A 17292-nucleotide genomic window follows, 5' to 3' on the forward strand; every position below is an offset into this window, starting at 1 on the left:
CCTGGTGAATCAACAGATACCGAGGTCATTCAGGGTCTCCAGACAGTAGCAGGCCCCCCAGCAATGGCATGCGCATTGGCACAGGTGAGCACTTACCAGCCGCCACCACCACCGCCACCGCCGCCACCTCCGGAGAACCCACCGCCACCTGAGAAGCCGGAACCAGAAGAATTGAAGGCGCTACAGGCGGTGAACGTAGAGTTCATGGAACTGCAGGCATCGACGATCGAACCCGTGCTGCCCGCTGCTGAGGAGTGATAAAGCCACCAGGGAAAGATCGGTTGCCTGGATGAGGCTTCGTCATGATCGGAGAGCTCGGGTATCGACACCTGTGCAGCCTGGAATTCGCTTTCCATATCCAGTGCAACGGCATAGGGCCATAACGCCTTTAGTTCCGCCGCCTCCAGGCGGGGTGCCTCCTTTCCCACATGGCTGAGCATGTAGGCTTTGAGCCCCTCTATCTCTGCTTTACGCTCTCTACCGAGTCGTGTGGTTCTTCCTAGCTTTCTCACAAACGCCCAAAAAGCCACGGGCAGGAAAAACATCGCCATGAACGGGAAAAGATCGAGCGTGTGCATGGCATAGCCCCAGATCAACCACCACCCGCAAGATATCGGCAATGCGACGCCGAGGCTCTTGGCCATGTAGCGATTCGTGCTATAGGGAACCTCGATATCACCCGCCACGACGCTAACAAATATCAGCCCACCGAGCGGGATGAGACCGACCCAAAGCGATGTGGGGTCCATGGGGTCAGTGGTCATGACATTGGGCACGAAAACAGCGAGATAGGCAACAATGACACCTAACAGCATCAGCCCACCATGAGACTGATAGAACGCTTCGCCATGTTCGTTGCGCATCGCGCTTTTGAAGGCTGTCCGCAGCCTCTGCAAATCCTTGCGGTTTTTCTTGGAGACCTCGATGGTATTGTCCCTGGCTTCCAGGTGCTCCAAGATCGCCGCTTCTTCTACGGGCAGATTCTGGGCAGGTTTAGCCGTGCGCGTCAGCACCCACTCTGCGCTAGACTGCGTCACCGTCACATAACCCTTTTCCCCGAGATTGAGTATCGAACTCACTAGTGCTTTATTACGTATCTCGCCGTTGTGAACGATCCAATGTGCCAGTGCAGGAGATAGGTTGCCCAGCGATCCAGAATACGGCGCCGATGGCAGCTCCGGCTCCTCATGTGGCCCTACGCGACGAAGCATCACCCAGTAACTGGCCAATACTAACAGCAAGCCCAAGAAAGCCACCGTATTGCTCGGGCGCTCGGTTACATACCAAATCAATTGATCGATCGTGGTCGGCTTGCTGACCACCCCTTTACGGAAGGCTACCGCAATCGTCACACCCTCTCCGGGCTGCAATGGCGCGCTCGTGTGCGTGACCACACGCGTCCCATCATCACTGACCACGGAGTCAGCTGCATGCCCGCGCTGACCATAGGAGCCGGTATAGGTCTTGACTCCCTCCACGCCGGCACCATCGGGGAAATGAACGGTAGAAACTGCCTGTTCAATGGGGAACTTCCAGCGATTGCCTGTCACGTTCCAGTAGAGTTCATCGTGCATTTTAAAGAAACGGATTTGGCGATTGGTGCGATAACGCAGAACGAAACGATGGGGCCCCGGAGCGATATCGACATTCGCACTCCCCAGATAGAGACGTACATAGTCGCCTTTTCGAACCTGCCTGGTCTGCACCGGTTCACCATCCAGCCTCGCAGAGATGACATCGAACCCTACGCGATGAACGACACCGCTGATACGATTGGTTACGGGAAAGTCTCGATAGATACCATGACGAATATGGTAACCATGAGACAGCACATCGAGCGTCTCTGTGACAATCATGTTCCCCGAAGGCTGAACGACGACATCGCTCGCGAAACGGGTGATTCTCTCTACCGCATACGCATTCAAGGAGGCGCAGGCACTCATGAGCGCCATGGCCAGTAGGCACACCACTTTGCGCCACGCGGGTCTCATGCCTCCCAGGACCCGGCCCCGACCAAGCGGAGACCCCATGAAAGCTGCCACATTGAGACCACCCAGAACTTGATACATGATGTCGAGTCGCCAAAACAGAGCCGAAGCCAGCAAGAAGATGATGCGCTAAAGGAACCGAATATCAATGCAAGCGCTTTCCACGAATATCACTTAGCGACCGGGACGATCTCAAAGCGAGTCTCCACCGCGCCCAATAATGCCTCTCGATCATCGGCCGTCAACATATTCATGGCAAACGCCAACTTTCTGGGCGACTTGTCTGGCTTGTCGTCGTGCCGACGATAATGCACCAAGAGTACCTTCTTCTTACGTTCGACACGCTCCACTTCGCTATCGAGAACCGTTCGAGCACGAGCCAAAGGGGCCGGTTGGAACACGAGATGATCTGCCCCGATACGAACGACAGGGGAGAAGTGAAACCAACACCCCATACCCAGCATGAGCCCTCCCATCCCGATGATACCCACGGGCGCCGAGGGAACACTCAGCAGCATAAACAAGCCAAGCGCCAGGGCAGTACCACCGACACCCAGCATCAGGCGCGCTTGTGTTTTGGCGTAAAACTCCTGCCCTTGTGAAATCGTCGACACGTCACTTACCTCGATATCCAAATGCGTTTCAGCGTGAGCTTTTTTCGGCTAGTGCACGCCGCTCTTCGAGCGAGGCCTCATCACTCTTTCTATTGGCGCGGCGTGCTCCGTAGACGGTCACGAGCCCCAGAGGGACGAAGCAGATAGAGCCAATGATCACGAGGATGAACCCTGGCTTGTGCTTGCCGCTCCACAGCATCAGCGCGCCCAGCAGAGCGATTAGCCAAGAGGCCCCGGTCAAATAGATCAAGACGTCCGGCACTGGCTCACCAGGCCGCATGTAGAGACCATTGATCAACCCCAACCACCAGAGGAAAGTAATCGCCAACCCCAGAAAAACCGTTTTCACCTCTTTCTCCCTCAGAACAAAGATTGAGTTCAATCAAGTCGATGCGAAATATTATCAGCCTCACCTCGGCCAGCAACCAAAAGTTTATTTAAGAAAATAAGCATCCGTCGACTCTCGTACTCCACCGACCCAAACAAACTTGGCACTCGCCGATATAAACACAGCAGCTTAGAGATGCAGTCGATTGAGGCTTTCTATGCTAATAATGAGAGAGGAGGAGCCATATCATCCCGAATCACCCAGCAAACGCCACAGCTATGGCCGCCAGGTCGCTCGACGCCCCTTCCTATCCGGTGGGGTAAAGCCAAGGGTTCACACGGACGGTACTGGTGGTCTGGTGGATCAGGTCGCGGAGGCCGAGATGGATCTTCTCGGCTATCGGCAAGCCCCTGCGTGGCCTGGATCAACGTGTGGATGACACTCCCACGTTTGCTCTCCAGCGCCAGCAGGCGCTGGCCGGCCAGCGCCTATCAGGAAGAGCCGCTGGTACTGCGCCTCTCACGGTTGTGCGCGACCCACTACGGCTATACCGGGCAGGTTCAACCCCGATCGCATCGCGCGGACTCGAGCATCCCCTCCAGCACCTTCCCCTCCAGCGAATCGGTGGAGAGTCCCAGTAGCCGGGCGAAGGTGGCGCCGGCGCTGTCCATACGCTGGATGCCGCGAGCGGTATCGAACGGCAGTTCGACTCCTGATCGAATGGCGGCGCCGTGAAAAAACGCGATACCGTGATTGGAGGCAAACCCAGTGCTGGCCGTTGGCACCTGCGGGCCGTGGTTGGCCCCCGGGGTAACGAGTTCGGCGACGGTATCGCCCCGCTGGTTGGTGCCCCAGACGAAACCGGGGGCATAGGCGAAGAGCACGTCGCCCATCCGCTCGCCCCAGTAGCCGAGCGGGCTGGCATCCTGCCTCTTGAGCGCCAGCGCGACCACGTTGCGCTCGCCGTCCGGCGTGTCGACATACCAGGTGGTCAACGCCTTGAGGATGCGCGTCTGCACGCGATCGATCTCGCCACTCGGCACGAGGTCGCGATTGATGAATATCTCCAGCCCACCACGCTCGTCCTTGAGGAAAGCCTGACTCGTGGCCACATCAGGCTTGCCCTCGCCATTGATCGTGCACAGGTCGAATGCCGCCAACCGCCTGTGGATATCACAGAGGTGTGAATTAGGCACGTCACCGTGATCGGAGGCGAGCACCAGCGTGGTGTCTTCATCGCAGCCGGCCAGGGCCCGCCCCACGGCGGCGTCGAGAATGCGATACGAGTGCCGGATCACCTCGAGATAACGCGCGTGATCGCTGGCGGTGTAGAACTTGGATTCGGGATCGCACTGGGCGAGACAGGTGTGATGGGTCTCGTCGTTGAGCCGGAAGACAGTGGCGAAGAGCGAAAATCCCTCGTCCCCCAGCAGCGTCAGCGCGCTGTCGACCAGCCATTCGAGCTGGTAGCGCCCCTCTTCGAAGCTGGTCTCGAAGTAGCGGGTATCGGGGTCGGCGGAGACCGCCCACTTGGAGATGAACGGGCCGTGGCGCTCGATCAGTCGGCGCGCCAGGCCCGGCCTGCCGCTGCTGCCTTCCGGGGCGGTGATCTGGGACTGCAGCAGGTCGATCTTGCCGTTGGTGACATCGAGATCGAGCAGCTTGAAGCGCACCGCCGCCGGCTTGCCTTCGAGGGCGTGCTCGTCCGCCAGCGGGAGCCAGTCGGTCCATTCGCCGACGCTGAGGCTCGCTTCGGCCCGCGCCAGCTGGAGTCGAAGCCGCCCGCCGTCGAGGCGCAATGTTACCGGCACCGGCTCTTCACGATGCGCAGGGATCGAGGCGACGAAACCGTCATCCGTGCGCTCGATGGCAAAGCGATTGTGCTTCTGATGATGGGCCAGCGTGCCGGTGGGCGGCCAACCCAACGCCTCGCTCGACGGCGTCGAGGTCCACCGGTCGAGATCAGTGCTGTGCAGGCAAGCCGGCGCCAGCTCCATCGGCGCGGGGCCACTACCGCTCCAGAACGGGGCGAAGCAGAGATCGCGCTCGTCCGCGGGCACCAGGCTTTCCGGAAAATGCACCAGCGCCGCACGCTGGCCGGCGTCGCGCATCAGCTCCAGCAGGTGTGCGGTGCCGCTAGGCGGCTGGCGCTGGCCGACCCAACTGGTGCCGGGCGCCTGGCCGGTGAGAAAGCTGACGAAGTTGGTGTCGCCCCAGGTCGAAATATAGGGCAGCAGCCGCGTCGAGCCCCCTTCGTCGCGCAGGCGCTGAATATTCGGCAGCACGCCCTCGGCGCAGAAGCGCTGGACCAGCTCGGGGATCAACCCGTCGACGCCCAGCAGCAAGATTTTACGATTACGACTCATGAAGCTCTCCTGGGGCACGACTCAGCGAATGGTGTAGTGATCGATGACCGCGCGATCGATCTCGATCCCCAGACCAGGCTTGTCGAGCACCTCGACGCAGCCGCTGGCGTTGAGCTGGAACTCGCCGCCAATCAGCTCCTGACGGAACGGATGCGCCGACTGGTCATATTCGAGCATCGGTTCGTCGGGGGTGAGCGAGAGCGGCTGCGGCGGCAAGGTGGCGATCAGCTGCACAGCCGCCGCCAGACCGATACCGGTGCCCCAGACGTGCGGCATCACCGGCACGTGAAAGGCCTGGGCCAAGGCGGCGATCTTGCGGCATTCGGTCAGCCCACCGGCGGCGCCGATATCGGGCTGAATCACGTCCAACGCGCCTTCGCTGATCCAGTCCCGGTAGCCGATCTTGGAGTACTCGTTCTCGCCGGCGGCGATCCAGGTACGCGAAACGCCCTTGAGCTCGCGATAGCCGTGGCGGTTCTCCGGGCTCAGCGGCTCCTCGAACAGGTGAACCCGGGTCTCCTCCAGCTCCATCAAGATGCGCCGTGCCGCCGGCACGCTGTAGGCGCAGTTGGCGTCCATCATCAGCGCGATCTCATCGCCCACGGCCTCGCGCACCGCGCGCATATCGCGTAAGTCCGCCTCGATGCCGAAGCCGGTCTTGATCTTCATCGCGCGGTAGCCGTTGGCCTGATGACGCAGCGCCTCCTCGACCACTTCCTCGGGATAGTTGCCGCCTTCGCGACGATAGAAGCCGGTGGCGTAGGGGCGTATCTGATGGCGGAACGCGCCCCCCATCAAGCGATGGATCGGCTGGCCCAGCGCCTTGCCGGCCAGATCCCACAGCGCGGTGTCGATGGCGGCGATGCCGAACAGCGCCACGCCCTTCTGACCGTAGGGGCGGGAGTGGTTGTACATCGTCTCCCACAGCACTTCGCGCTCGAAGACCGAGCGTCCGATCACCAACGGCTTGAGCGCATACTCGACCATCGCCTGGGCGACCTGCGGCGGCTGCAGGCCGTGGTTGACGCATTCGCCCCAGCCGACAAGGCCATCCTCGGTGTGAACCTCCACCAGCATGGCGGTGCGCTGATGCACCCAGCCCTGGGAGAACGAGAACGGCTGCTCCAGCGGCGCGGAGAGAACGTGAGTCTTGATATCGGTGATCTTCATGCATGATCCCTTATTCGGAAACGGGTTGAGCGGAGGCAGCTTCGCGGCGAGTCGCGACTCTCGCCCGCCACTCGAGCACGCCCTCCGTCACTGTCCAGATCAGAAATAGCCCGATCAGCACGAACAGCGTGGTGGCGATAGCGCTATGGGTGAAGAACGACAGGAAGTCGCCCCGCGAGATCAACAGCCCCCGGCGCAGCGAACTCTCCAGCGCCGGCCCCAGAACCATGCCGATCACCAGCGGTGCCAGCGGATAGCCGCCGCGGCGCAGCACATAGGCAAGAATGCCGGTCAGCGCCGCGACCACCAGGTCCAGCGGATTGCCACGTACCGACACGGCACCGATGAAGCTGAACATCACGATGCCGCCCATGACGAAGCCCAGCGGCAGCTTGAACAGATAGCGGAACAGGCCGATGGAGGGCTTGCTCAGAACCAGCATGGCGACGTTGACGATGATCAGCACCACGAACAGCGCGTAGACCGTCTGCGCCTGGTCCTGCATCAGCCGCACCCCCGGGGTGATGCCGTGGATCACCATGGCGCCCATCATCATCGCCGTGACCACATCGCCGGGGATGCCCAGCGCCAGGGTGGGAATGAAGGCACTGCCGGTCACCGCATTGTTGGAAGATTCCGAGGCGATGATGCCGTCCGGCTCACCCTTGCCCAGATTGGCCCGCCGCGGCGACAGCTTCTGCGCCGCGGCATAGCTGATGAAGGCCGCCGCGGCTGCGCCGGTACCCGGCAAGGCGCCGACGAAACTGCCGATGAAAGAGCCGCGTACCAGTTCGATCAGGCGTCGGCCGATCTCGCGCAGGCCGGGAAAGTGCAGCCGTGCCTCCGGGATGATGGTGGCCTCCTCGTCCCGTGCGGAGAAACGCACGAAGACTTCCGACAGCGCGAAGGCGCCCACCACCACGGGAATCAGATCCAGCCCGGAGCTGAGCGCATAGGAGCCGAAGGTGAAGCGGTCGGCGCCAGTGATGGGATCGCTGCCGACCGTCGAGAAGAAGAAGCCCATCATCCCGCAGACAAGGCCCTTGAGCAGGCTGCCGCGTGAGATCCCGACGATGCAGAGCATCGCCAGGCAAACCAGTGCGAAAACCTCGATAGAGCCGAAGTTGACCGCAAACTTGGCCAGTTGCGGGGCGCAGAAGATCAGCAGCACGCAGGAGAACACGCCGCCGAAGAACGAGGCGAAGGTCGCCCAGCCGAGTGCTTCGTCGACCCGGCCCTGCTGGGTCATCGGATAGCCGTCGAATGTCGTCGCCGCCGACTGCGGCGTGCCGGGCGTATTGATCAGAATCGCGGTGATCGAACCGCCGTAGACCGAACCGCAGTAGACACCGATCAACAGCGCCATGCTGGTGATGACATCCATGCCGAAGGTGAACGGCAGAAAGATCGTCAAGCCCACCACCGAGCCCAGCCCGGGCAGCCCGCCAATGATGATACCGGCCCAGGTGCCGATCACGATGGCGAGCAGCGCCTGCCAGGTGAAGGCGTCACCGGCCGCTGCCAGGATCACGTCCATCTCAGATTCCCCTTCATCAAACCAGACCACTCGTCAACAGCGCCGGCAGGCGAATCAGCAGCACATGATGGAACAGGAACCACAGCCCGCCACCGATCACGACGGTTCCCAGCACCAGTGGCAACGGCCGCCGGATTCGAAACAGCCATAGCGTCAGCGCCACCAGCGGCAGCACCGGGATCAGTAAGCCGAGACTCGCCGTGGCCACCGCCGCGATCAGCACCGCCGCCATCAGCAGCGGTAGCGGCGAGCGCGCCCTTAGCGCCTGCGTCTTGCGTTGCCTCGGTGCTGGGTGAATCAGCTCGCCAATCAATATCGCCAGGGCCATCACACACCAGATCGTGAGCACGATACGCGGTACCAGCATGGCGCTCTCGGGCCCCTGCCAGGCGGTGATAGAGAGCCCTGCGCCGGCCACCAGCAGCGCCAGTGCAGTCAGGACCCGAGGATGCATCAAGGTTGCCAACATGGATCGCGACTCCTGGTGATGGGTGGACGGATTACGGCATCAACCCGGCATCCTCGAGCACCTGCTTGTTGGCCTCGAAGCGCTTCTGAACGAATGCCTTGAAATCATCCGGCCCAAGATAGGCGATGTTCGCCTTGGCCTTGTCGGCAAAGGCTTTGAACTTGTCCGATTCGACCGTGGCCTTGCACGCCTCGGCGTACTGCTTGGCACGCTCGTCCGAGATGCCCTTGGGCGCGACGACGCCCTGCCAGACCGAGAAATCCAGCGCCGGCAGGCCGAGCTCTTCGATCGTCGGCACGTCTTCATAACCCGCGACGCGGTGATCGGCGAATACCGCCAGCGGGCGCAGATCGTAGTTCTCGAGGATGGTTTCGGTATCCGCCATGATCTGGATCTCGTTGCCGGCCAGCGCGTTCATCGCCGGACCCGAGCCGCTGTAAGGCACGTGTTCGGCCTTGAGATCACTGTTGACCACGGTCGCCGCCATGGCGAGATGCGGCAGCGTCCCCGGACCGGAGGAGCCATAGAGGAACGGCTGGTCCTGGGATTTCTCCACCAGCTGCTGGAACGAGGTGATATCGGAGGACTTCGAGACCATCAGGAACATCGGGTTGGAAACGGTGCGGCAGACGTAAGTGAAGCTGTCCGGACCGTAGGGCAACTTCTTCAGCGAGGGCTGGATCGACAGCGCACCGGCAGGCTCGTAGCCGATGATATTGGGGTTGCCCTCGCTGTTGGCGACCTCCGCCGTGCCCACCGTGGCACTGGCACCGGCGACATTGCGCACCACCGACGTGACGCCCAGCTGTTGCGAAAAGGTCGGCTCGAAGCTGCGGGCGATGATATCGGTAGCGCCACCTGCCGCGAACGGCACGATGATCTCCAGATTGTCGGCCGCCACGGCCGCGTGAGAGGTGCCGATCAGGGCCAGGGCGGCCAGGGAATAACGCAGTGACTTCATGGTTGGCTCCATTTCGTAGCGCTGCGAAAAAAAAACCGAAACCAGCGCTGCCGTTAGATAATTGGTCTCATTCGCGACCATTCAGGAGAATTCATTTTCGACATGACCTAAAATCGTAGCGCTACGAATGGACGCTAACAACGCGTCGACATCGTCCATTCGTCGTAGGCTCCGACCCAAGTCATGGTCCGGGCGCAGCGCTTTCCTTTCACGAAGCGTCGCACCAGACCCGTTACACTAGGCGCTGTCTGAAAAGTCGACGAGCGAAGGCCAGACCGGGGCGCGTAGCTAAGGCAAAAATCGATGAAAACGGACCGGGCTGGCGCTCCAGTTTACGCGGTGTAAATGAGCCTCTTGACCAAGCTGACGCACCAGCCGATTTTCAACGCCGTATGGGCGAGCGCAGTCAGTTTTCAGACAGTGCCTAGCGTGTGGGCCCCAAAGGGGAACGAAGAAAAATTCATCGGCTGATTCGACCCGAGCGCGGGGTCGGAGACGAGGTAACGGAATCTTGGCCAAACGACGACGACGCGGTTCGCAGCGCGTCACCATGGGGGAGGTCGCCAGACTGGCAGACGTGTCACCAAGCACGGTGTCACTCTATCTACGTCGTCCGGACGAGGTCTCCCCTGGGCGCGCCGAGAAGATCCAGGCGGCCATCGACCGGCTGGGCTACCTGCCCAACACCATGGCCGGCGGGCTGGCATCGTCGCGCTCCAACGTGATCGGCGTGCTGGTGCCCACCATCACCAACTCGTTCTTCTCGGAGACGCTGGAAACCCTCGAGCGCCATCTGCGAAGCGCCGGTTATCAACTGCTGATCGGCAACACCGAATTCGACGACTCGCGGGAAGAGGAGCTGATTCGCTCGATTCTGAGCTGGAACCCCGCCGGCCTGGTGCTGACCGGCTTCCTGCACACCCGCAAGTCGCTATCGGTGCTGGCCAACAACGATACGCCCATCGTCGAGATGTGGGACTACGGCCAGCCGGGGCTGGACATGGTGGTGGGATTCTCTCACCACACCTGTGGCCGCCTGGTGGCCGAGCACATGCTGCGGCAGGGACGCCGACGGATGGCGTTCGTCAGCACCAACTTCCAGCGCGACGTGCGTGCGCGGGATCGCTACCACGGCTTTCGAGAGACAGTGGAAGCCGCCGGCGGGACGGTCAAACTGCGGGAGCTGAGCGGACGCAGCCACGCCGAGGAGACCGGGCGGCTGACTCGAGCGCTGATGCAGGATCATCCGGAGATCGAAGCCATTGCCTGTTCCAACGACATGGTGGCGCTCGGCGTGCTGTGCGAGTGCCAGCGACAGAAGTGGGATATTCCTGGCCGCATCGCCCTTGCCGGCTTCGGCAACCTGGACTTCACCACCAGCACCGTCCCCCCGCTCACCACCATCGAACCGCCACGCCGTGAGATCGGCCAGCACACCGCCCGGCTGCTGCTGGCCAGCCTCGCCAGCGAACTCCCGGAGGCGGAGAAACGTCTGGACCTGGGGGTGAGGCTGGTGGAACGAGGGAGCGTTTGAGGGCACCGGCCATCCGAGAAGGCGAGGTAAAGCCCTGTGGCGTCCTGAGCCGCCGGTAGCGTGATGCAACGCCTTGGATAGACATGCTCAGGAGTGCCGCGGTAGGGAAAATCGTCATCGTCGGCCGGTGTGTGGGTATCAGCATCAATCGGTCAAGGTACGTCAGAGGCAAGCGCCAGCAGCTCGTCATGAGAAACGTCGACATATTCGATCAAGTAATCGTTCCCGCCGACGACATCTCCCCCTACCACCACGGCGAGCGTCATTGAAGACAGGTCAATGGCTGCCTGCCTTGCGCATCTCAATCAAAATCGCCGAACCTTATAACCGTCAACATCTTCTGCTCCCTCAACCTGATACTTTTGACAGACAGCCACTTTATTGTGAAAACGGTTTGACCGTAAACCTAACTGCTTCGCCTGAGTCACTCGTGTACTTAGAAACCTCACACTCATCTAGGGATTCCAACCGTTCACCTGAGTTGACCTCCGCCTTATAAACAGAAATATAATCAGGATCACTAGACCCAATAGACCCAAGCTGTTGATGCAACTTGGCTGACCCAGTGGCCAGCACTTCCCCCTTGCTTTTAAAAGCAATGCTCACATGCCCTTCTGGAGGGGGGCCCATGACTGGAGCAGTTGCAACGACAACAGCCTTTGCATCATCTGACTTGTCGAAGCTATTGCCAGGCTCGCACTCAAGAACACTCACAACGGCTTCCACCTTATCAGGCTGATCCTTTTCGCAGCCCGACAAGAAAACCAAAACCCCACACACAAGAAATACGTTAATGCTTTTCAAAAAAAACCCTCCCAAGAGCACCTAAAACCCAACAAAACCTGAGCCACTCTCAAACACACTCTTGTTGAAGCTTTCTTTTTCGAGAAGGCGTTTATAGAAAAGATCATCACTCAAGAACTGGCCAATTCTTTCAGGCTCTGTCCAGACAAACGTTCCTTCAGCATGAGAAACACATGAGCTCTCAACAAAATCCGGCCACTTGGGCTCGCGACATGATTTCAAAGCCAACCACTGAGTAAGGACCAAGGAAAATACAAGCGGATAGTAAAAAAAGAAAAGCTTATGACGTAGAGACACCAAGAGAGGAGGAAGATTCGAAACAACTCTAACCAAACAATTTCTAAAACTCACCCGCGTAGAATAATAAATAAACTCATCTCCAGAGGCAGGGGCCGCGTCTTGGGGGCCATGCTCCATATATTTTTCCAAGAAACACCAAAGAGAGAGTATACGATAAACCTCATCCCGATGAAAGAAATTACCTACCGAGAAGGTGTCCACAATTGTAGACCCATCTAAAACATGCCCTCTCAGAGTGCATATTTCCCCTGACTCATCGGTCCCTATATGCCAATAGACATCCCCCCAATCCAGAACTAAAATTCCACCTAGCCTTTTGCTCCTGAATACAAAAACCTTACCCAACACCCTATTAAATCGTACAGGAAAATACGTCCAAGAAAAAAAATCATATCTGAGATGCATGCGCCATAAAAGCCAACCTCCTCCCACCACGACGACGGCAAAGACAAAAGTAAAAAACAGAAAAAATATGGCGTCGATGGCTTGCGACAGATAATCAGACAAAAGCATGAAAAAGATAGAGATGCCACAAGCAGAAAGAGCGAAGATCCCCAGTAGGCAGACGAGTGTTTTCGCCATTCCTCTTTGGCGCTCACTACAGTCTATCATCTCACAAAACTCAGAATTAAAACGAATGAGCGCACCATAAGGATCTGGCAGATAAGAGGAAGCCTTCTGCAGTAGAAAATGAGAGCGCATTTCCTCTTGGGATATTCGCCGACCCACATGGAAAGGTCGAGTCCAACCAAGCATCATGGTTAATCCTCTTCGTTACCGTCTGACATAGCTAACATGGACTCCCTTTGGGCTGAAATGTTGGAAAAACTGCCATCCCTATGTTCCCCAAAGAAAATAGTTTTATCGAGCCACTTATCTACTTCATCAGGCCGAAGAAAGCCAACAGCAACCATTATCGCCGAGATGATAAGACTCAAGACAATACCAACTCCAGTCCCTGCAAAAAAGGTTATAACACCCACAAGGAACATCGAAACACCCAGCGCCATTGTACTATAACCATAAAGGGGGCTGACATTCCTATTCTCTAGTCCATCCCAAAACATGAGAACGCCAGATATGACTGCCCCAATTGTACCAACCAGTTTTCCGGCCGCACCGATACCAGCGGCCCGAGTTGAAATAGCAGTTTGTGATATTTGAAATGTTCTTGCAAGCTCAGCGGAACCAAAAGCAGTATTTCTTAAAGCTGCACCAGCGCCTTCCATCAATGAGCCGGCAATTGTGGTTAATCCCGAGGAAAGACCTGCGATACTTTTCACACTTGCCTTCTTACTAAACTCATCCCAAGTGCTGCCAAAGGAATATATCGCTAACATAGCGGAAACAAAATGTCCTCCCGCCTCTAAATTCGTCATGCGCCGGATGGTTGACTGGGCATAGCCATCAAGCTCCTCAGCGGTCATCTTTATAGACACACTGAATTCAGTCTGAGACTCGACAAGCAATAGCCCTTTGTATGTATACCTTTCATCAATGGGGTCAAAAACAGCCCCAACCTCACTTGGGCCGTTATAGCGCACCTCTCCAGAAATACCCCTGACTAAGTTTTGAGTAATTTTCTTTATTTGCTGACCAGTGGCTCTGGCCTCAACCTCTACTAGACGGTAGTTAGTATTATAGCCTTTGGCCACTCCTCCCAGCATTGCCACTACTCTAATTTCCGAAGAACTGGCAACCATTTCACCGGAGGACATATCATACACTTGCTGCAATTTCTTTATCAAAGCCCCACTATACTCATAAGTATAGTGCGACAAGGTTTTCATGGCGTCTTTCCTTTGCCTATCAGTAAAACCTCCTAGCGCTGAATTTATCGCCCCCCAAAGACTGGAGGCTACTCCATCCCAACCTCCTTGTGGCTCATAAGCAGAACCACCAATACTACTCCAACTAGCTACCAAAGAGTCATTGTTGAAACAAAAGCCTCGACTCAGGATAGCATCATCGTTCTCGGGATCATCTCCCAAACATTTTTCAAGATAGCTAAAAACAATCTTGCTATATGAAGCATCCTTGATCAAACGATATAGCGCCATCACATAAAAAACACCACTAGAAATGCTTTTTCTATCATAATTGTGCTTAAACCCATTTTTCAAAGGAGAAGACTCAAGCCAGTCAACATAGGCTCGATCTAATGGGTTTGAGAGCTTCTCCTCAAACTCATTAAGTTGAGTAGGATATTCGACTTTCAAAAAGGTTTCGTGAGCCGAGAAATCATACCTTTCCTTATACTTCTCCCATGCTCTTTCATGAACGAGATTAATATCATCTTCGCTTAACTTTTTCGCTTCGTCCATGGCCCGTGCAACACCAGATAGGCCGGGCTGCCCTCCATACGCAGCTCCGACATGAGCTGGCATGATGGCTCCCAGAACTCCCATCAGCATACTTCTACTTTCAGCAGTTGCCGCTTCGGCTCCATTTTCAACTGCAGCCTTAACAGTCTGAATCATTACAGCCGACTCATGCTTCCTTTTTCTATCCGGCTCGCTTGTCCAATCTAGAACCCTTTCCCGGCTTAACTCTTTTATTTCCATAGCAACTGCCACTGGATCAACCAAGCCAATGACTGCTGCATCCATATTTAATGGCTGAGCCTGTAGCCTTGCCCAAGAAGAGAGTGGCTCAACTTGTTCGCGCATCCCATTCATAGAAAAAGGGCTTGAACTAAAGGCTGTACTCTCCCCATCATCTCCTTCTGACGGCGCAGAGTTATTACTATGGCTCGGCGGCACCCAACGGTATTTCGCCTCAGCAAGATATTCTTCGACCTTATCTAAGGAATCAATATGCTCACCTTGTTTCCCACGCCAGTCTGACAGCGATATTTTACGCATATATTCGCGACGAGAATTTTCGTTAACAGCATACTTCTTCCAAACACGTTTGGTCCATGCGACTTCAGAAAAGACGAAATAAACATCTCCCGCCTTGTCAGCATCCGGAATCATGACACATCTTCCGGGATGAACATGGTCAGGAGAAGAATTACAAGCAAACTCTTGCTTTTCGGCAGGAGGCTCAAGGCGACCGTCAATTGGTTGCGGTTTATCTGGGTCTAGAGAAGACACCACATCGTGTGACAGATCAACATATTCAATCAAATACCCCTTCTCTGTCACAGTGTATCCAGTCCACCGCCCCCGAAGTTCATTAAAGACGTAAAGATAGCCCTCTCTCAAGAGCCTCATCGTGTAATGCTGCCCATCCGGCAAATTTATTCCGCGCACCGTTTCATCAATTAATGGACCATGGATTTCAGGGCCGGGAGGATGACCGGCCTGATCGCCACCATCGGTTCGCGTCACGGCATAGCGCAGCGGCAAGATCGGCAACCCGCTGCGCTGGCATACGCGACAGTTGGCGATCGACTGTACGTCGTCGGATGCTCCACTCATATGATGGTCTCCAGTTCCCGTGCCATGGTGAGTAACGACTGGGCTGAGAGGTCTTCACAGCAGCGCACGTAGCTGCCCTGTGTCTCGACCGTCTGATCGAGGCGCCGTCGCATCTCGGGGTGATCGTGAATGTGTGGATGAAAACGCGCGGCTTGCTCGGCGTGGAGTTGTTGGTCCTCTGCGTCTGTCAGCCCGAGCTGCTGTGCCTTGACCAGCAGGCCGTCCAACTCCCTGTAATCGTCGAATGAGACCGCAGCCTCCGGCTTTAGCATGGCCAGCCGATCGATGACGGCGTTGAGAGAGGCCATACGATCAATGCTTGACCACTGCGAGGCAGACAGCAGCGGTATACGAATCGCCAGGTCGGGCGCCTCGTTGCGCTCGAGCGCCAGCCACTGGCCGTACTGGTCCGGCCAGCGCCAGCAAGTGATAGGGCCCAGCAAGCGATCCATGCTCGCGGTCTCGAGCAGCCAGCAGAGATGACGAAAGACCCTTGGGTCATAGCAGCGCAGCCACCAGCGCCTCCGGCTACCAGGGCGTGCCTGTTCGAGCGTGAAACGGAAATGGCTAACCATCTGGTCGGCGTCCGCTTCACTTTGCAGCAAGGCAGACAGGAAGGCCCTGCCACGCTTGGCATACTGCTCGATCCGCTTGGCCAGATTCTCACGTTGCGTCAGCGATAGTGACTCCAGGCAGATCAATTGGGGCAGCAGCGGATCGCGTACCTTGACGCTCGGCGTTCGCAATGTCCGGCTATCCAGGTCATCGCGATCGCTGGATGCGACATGCAGCGGGTTCAACAACGCATATCGGTGTTTGTCCGGCTGCAGCCAGTCAAGGTCGAACGGCTTGGCCGCACTCACCCGGGCAGCTGGACGACGCTGCGTTGGTGATGTTTTCTGATGCTCCATGATGTCGGCCTCTCCCGCTATAGCGCACTGCCGCCGGCAGACGCCGAGTCATCCCCGGCAAACTGGGTCTCACAGGCCCCCTCCGGCAACTCGGGCATGGCCGCATCCAAGCTCGCGGGGCCACCGAAGACGTGTTGGGCGCCCTTGATGTCGATCTTGCCGGGGCCGTGGACGTCGATATTGCCACCCTCGATGCGGATATAGCCCCCACCACTGTTCAGCAGGATGCCGTTGGCGGCGTTGATCTCGACCCGCCCTTCGGTGGAGGTGATCTTGACGTCCTTCTCGGCGGTCAGCGCCATCTCGTCGCTCTGCGCCTGCACTTCGACCTTGCCGCGGGCGGCGAACAGCTTCATGCCGGCGCGATAGACGAACAGCGAGAGTTTCTCGGAGATCGAGGCGACCAGACTCTTGCCGGTGGCGACGTTGACGTCCTCACCGCTGGAAACACTCAGCGAGCGGCCCTGGGCCAGGTGAGTCGATTCCGGCGTGCTCATCGTGATGCCGGCGGGCGAGGCCATATGCAGCCACGGCGCTTTCATGCGTGCCGCTTCGCCACGGCCGCCGCTGTCGGTGGCGCCACGGGCATTGCTCTGATCAGCATCCGCAAGCTGTTCGCTATTGCCGTAGGTATCGTCGGCGTCTTCACCCGCCTGCTTGAGATGCTCACGCGCGTCGAGGGCGTCGGCGTTATGGTCCGCCGCACTCTGACTGAGGCTGTCACTGAGCTGGTAAGCGCTGTCGAGCTGCTGCCGTGCCGGGGTGAGGTCGAGCTGGTCGCCGCTGGCGCCGAGCTGGCCCCAGCTGGTGAGGTAGAGCCCCTGATTGGCACGGATGGCACCATAGGCGTCGGTGCGCAGCTCGAACCCAGTGCCGCGGAAGGCG

Annotated in this window: 14 protein-coding genes; 1 reads left to right on the forward strand and 13 read right to left on the reverse strand. The window is 57.9% G+C overall.

Annotated elements, in window-relative coordinates; genetic code table 11:
• Positions 1-92 precede the first annotated feature (92 nt).
• The 8 genes from DOM66_RS16195 to DOM66_RS16230 all read right to left on the reverse strand — a co-directional run bounded on the left by DOM66_RS16195 (position 93) and on the right by DOM66_RS16230 (position 9433).
• Complete coding sequence (locus DOM66_RS16195; protein ID WP_157959076.1) at positions 93-2069, reverse strand: DUF2207 domain-containing protein; 1977 nt, start codon at positions 2067-2069, stop codon at positions 93-95.
• Between the two features lie 89 nt (positions 2070-2158).
• Complete coding sequence (locus DOM66_RS16200) at positions 2159-2623, reverse strand: hypothetical protein (RefSeq protein ID WP_110678606.1); 465 nt, start codon at positions 2621-2623, stop codon at positions 2159-2161.
• 7 nt (positions 2624-2630) lie between these two features.
• On the reverse strand, positions 2631-2951 hold the full coding sequence (locus DOM66_RS16205; RefSeq protein ID WP_110678608.1) for a hypothetical protein: 321 nt from the start codon (positions 2949-2951) through the stop codon (positions 2631-2633).
• 539 nt (positions 2952-3490) lie between these two features.
• The gene (locus DOM66_RS16210) at positions 3491-5296 is read right to left on the reverse strand and encodes an alkaline phosphatase family protein (protein ID WP_110690880.1); all 1806 of its coding nucleotides are present in this window, start codon (positions 5294-5296) and stop codon (positions 3491-3493) included.
• A gap of 21 nt (positions 5297-5317) precedes the next feature.
• A complete protein-coding gene (locus tag DOM66_RS16215) occupies positions 5318-6466 on the reverse strand; it encodes a mandelate racemase/muconate lactonizing enzyme family protein (protein ID WP_110690881.1) in 1149 nt (382 codons plus the stop codon).
• A 10-nt stretch (positions 6467-6476) separates the two neighbouring features.
• Positions 6477-8003, reverse strand: coding sequence for a tripartite tricarboxylate transporter permease (locus DOM66_RS16220; protein ID WP_110690882.1), 1527 nt, complete (start codon positions 8001-8003; stop codon positions 6477-6479).
• Positions 8004-8019: 16 nt separating this feature from the next.
• Complete coding sequence (locus tag DOM66_RS16225) at positions 8020-8472, reverse strand: tripartite tricarboxylate transporter TctB family protein (RefSeq protein ID WP_110690883.1); 453 nt, start codon at positions 8470-8472, stop codon at positions 8020-8022.
• Between the two features lie 31 nt (positions 8473-8503).
• Positions 8504-9433, reverse strand: a complete 930-nt coding sequence (locus tag DOM66_RS16230; protein WP_157958900.1) for a Bug family tripartite tricarboxylate transporter substrate binding protein — start codon at positions 9431-9433, stop codon at positions 8504-8506.
• 511 nt (positions 9434-9944) lie between these two features.
• Between DOM66_RS16230 and DOM66_RS16235 the strand changes: the two genes are divergently transcribed.
• A complete protein-coding gene (locus DOM66_RS16235) occupies positions 9945-10967 on the forward strand; it encodes a LacI family DNA-binding transcriptional regulator (protein WP_157959077.1) in 1023 nt (340 codons plus the stop codon).
• 378 nt (positions 10968-11345) lie between these two features.
• Here DOM66_RS16235 and DOM66_RS19660 read toward each other — a convergent pair whose 3' ends face one another.
• The 5 genes from DOM66_RS19660 to DOM66_RS19950 form a co-directional block, all read right to left on the reverse strand.
• Positions 11346-11771: a hypothetical protein gene (locus DOM66_RS19660; RefSeq protein WP_157959078.1), complete on the reverse strand. Its 426-nt coding sequence runs from the start codon at positions 11769-11771 to the stop codon at positions 11346-11348.
• Positions 11772-11792: 21 nt separating this feature from the next.
• Positions 11793-12830 carry a DUF6708 domain-containing protein gene (locus DOM66_RS19665; protein WP_157959079.1) on the reverse strand — a complete coding sequence of 346 codons (1038 nt, stop codon included), beginning with the start codon at positions 12828-12830 and terminating at the stop codon, positions 11793-11795.
• Between the two features lie 2 nt (positions 12831-12832).
• A complete protein-coding gene (locus DOM66_RS19670) occupies positions 12833-15496 on the reverse strand; it encodes a T6SS effector BTH_I2691 family protein (protein WP_157959080.1) in 2664 nt (887 codons plus the stop codon).
• Positions 15493-16407 carry a DUF4123 domain-containing protein gene (locus DOM66_RS16245; RefSeq protein ID WP_110690887.1) on the reverse strand — a complete coding sequence of 305 codons (915 nt, stop codon included), beginning with the start codon at positions 16405-16407 and terminating at the stop codon, positions 15493-15495. Before DOM66_RS16245 ends, DOM66_RS19670 begins: the two co-directional genes overlap by 4 nt.
• A gap of 17 nt (positions 16408-16424) precedes the next feature.
• The coding region (locus DOM66_RS19950) for a DUF2345 domain-containing protein (RefSeq protein ID WP_245392466.1) at positions 16425-17292 on the reverse strand (868 nt) is incomplete at its 5' end.

The organism is Salinicola endophyticus (genome assembly GCF_003206575.1).
Classification (GTDB): domain Bacteria; phylum Pseudomonadota; class Gammaproteobacteria; order Pseudomonadales; family Halomonadaceae; genus Salinicola; species Salinicola endophyticus.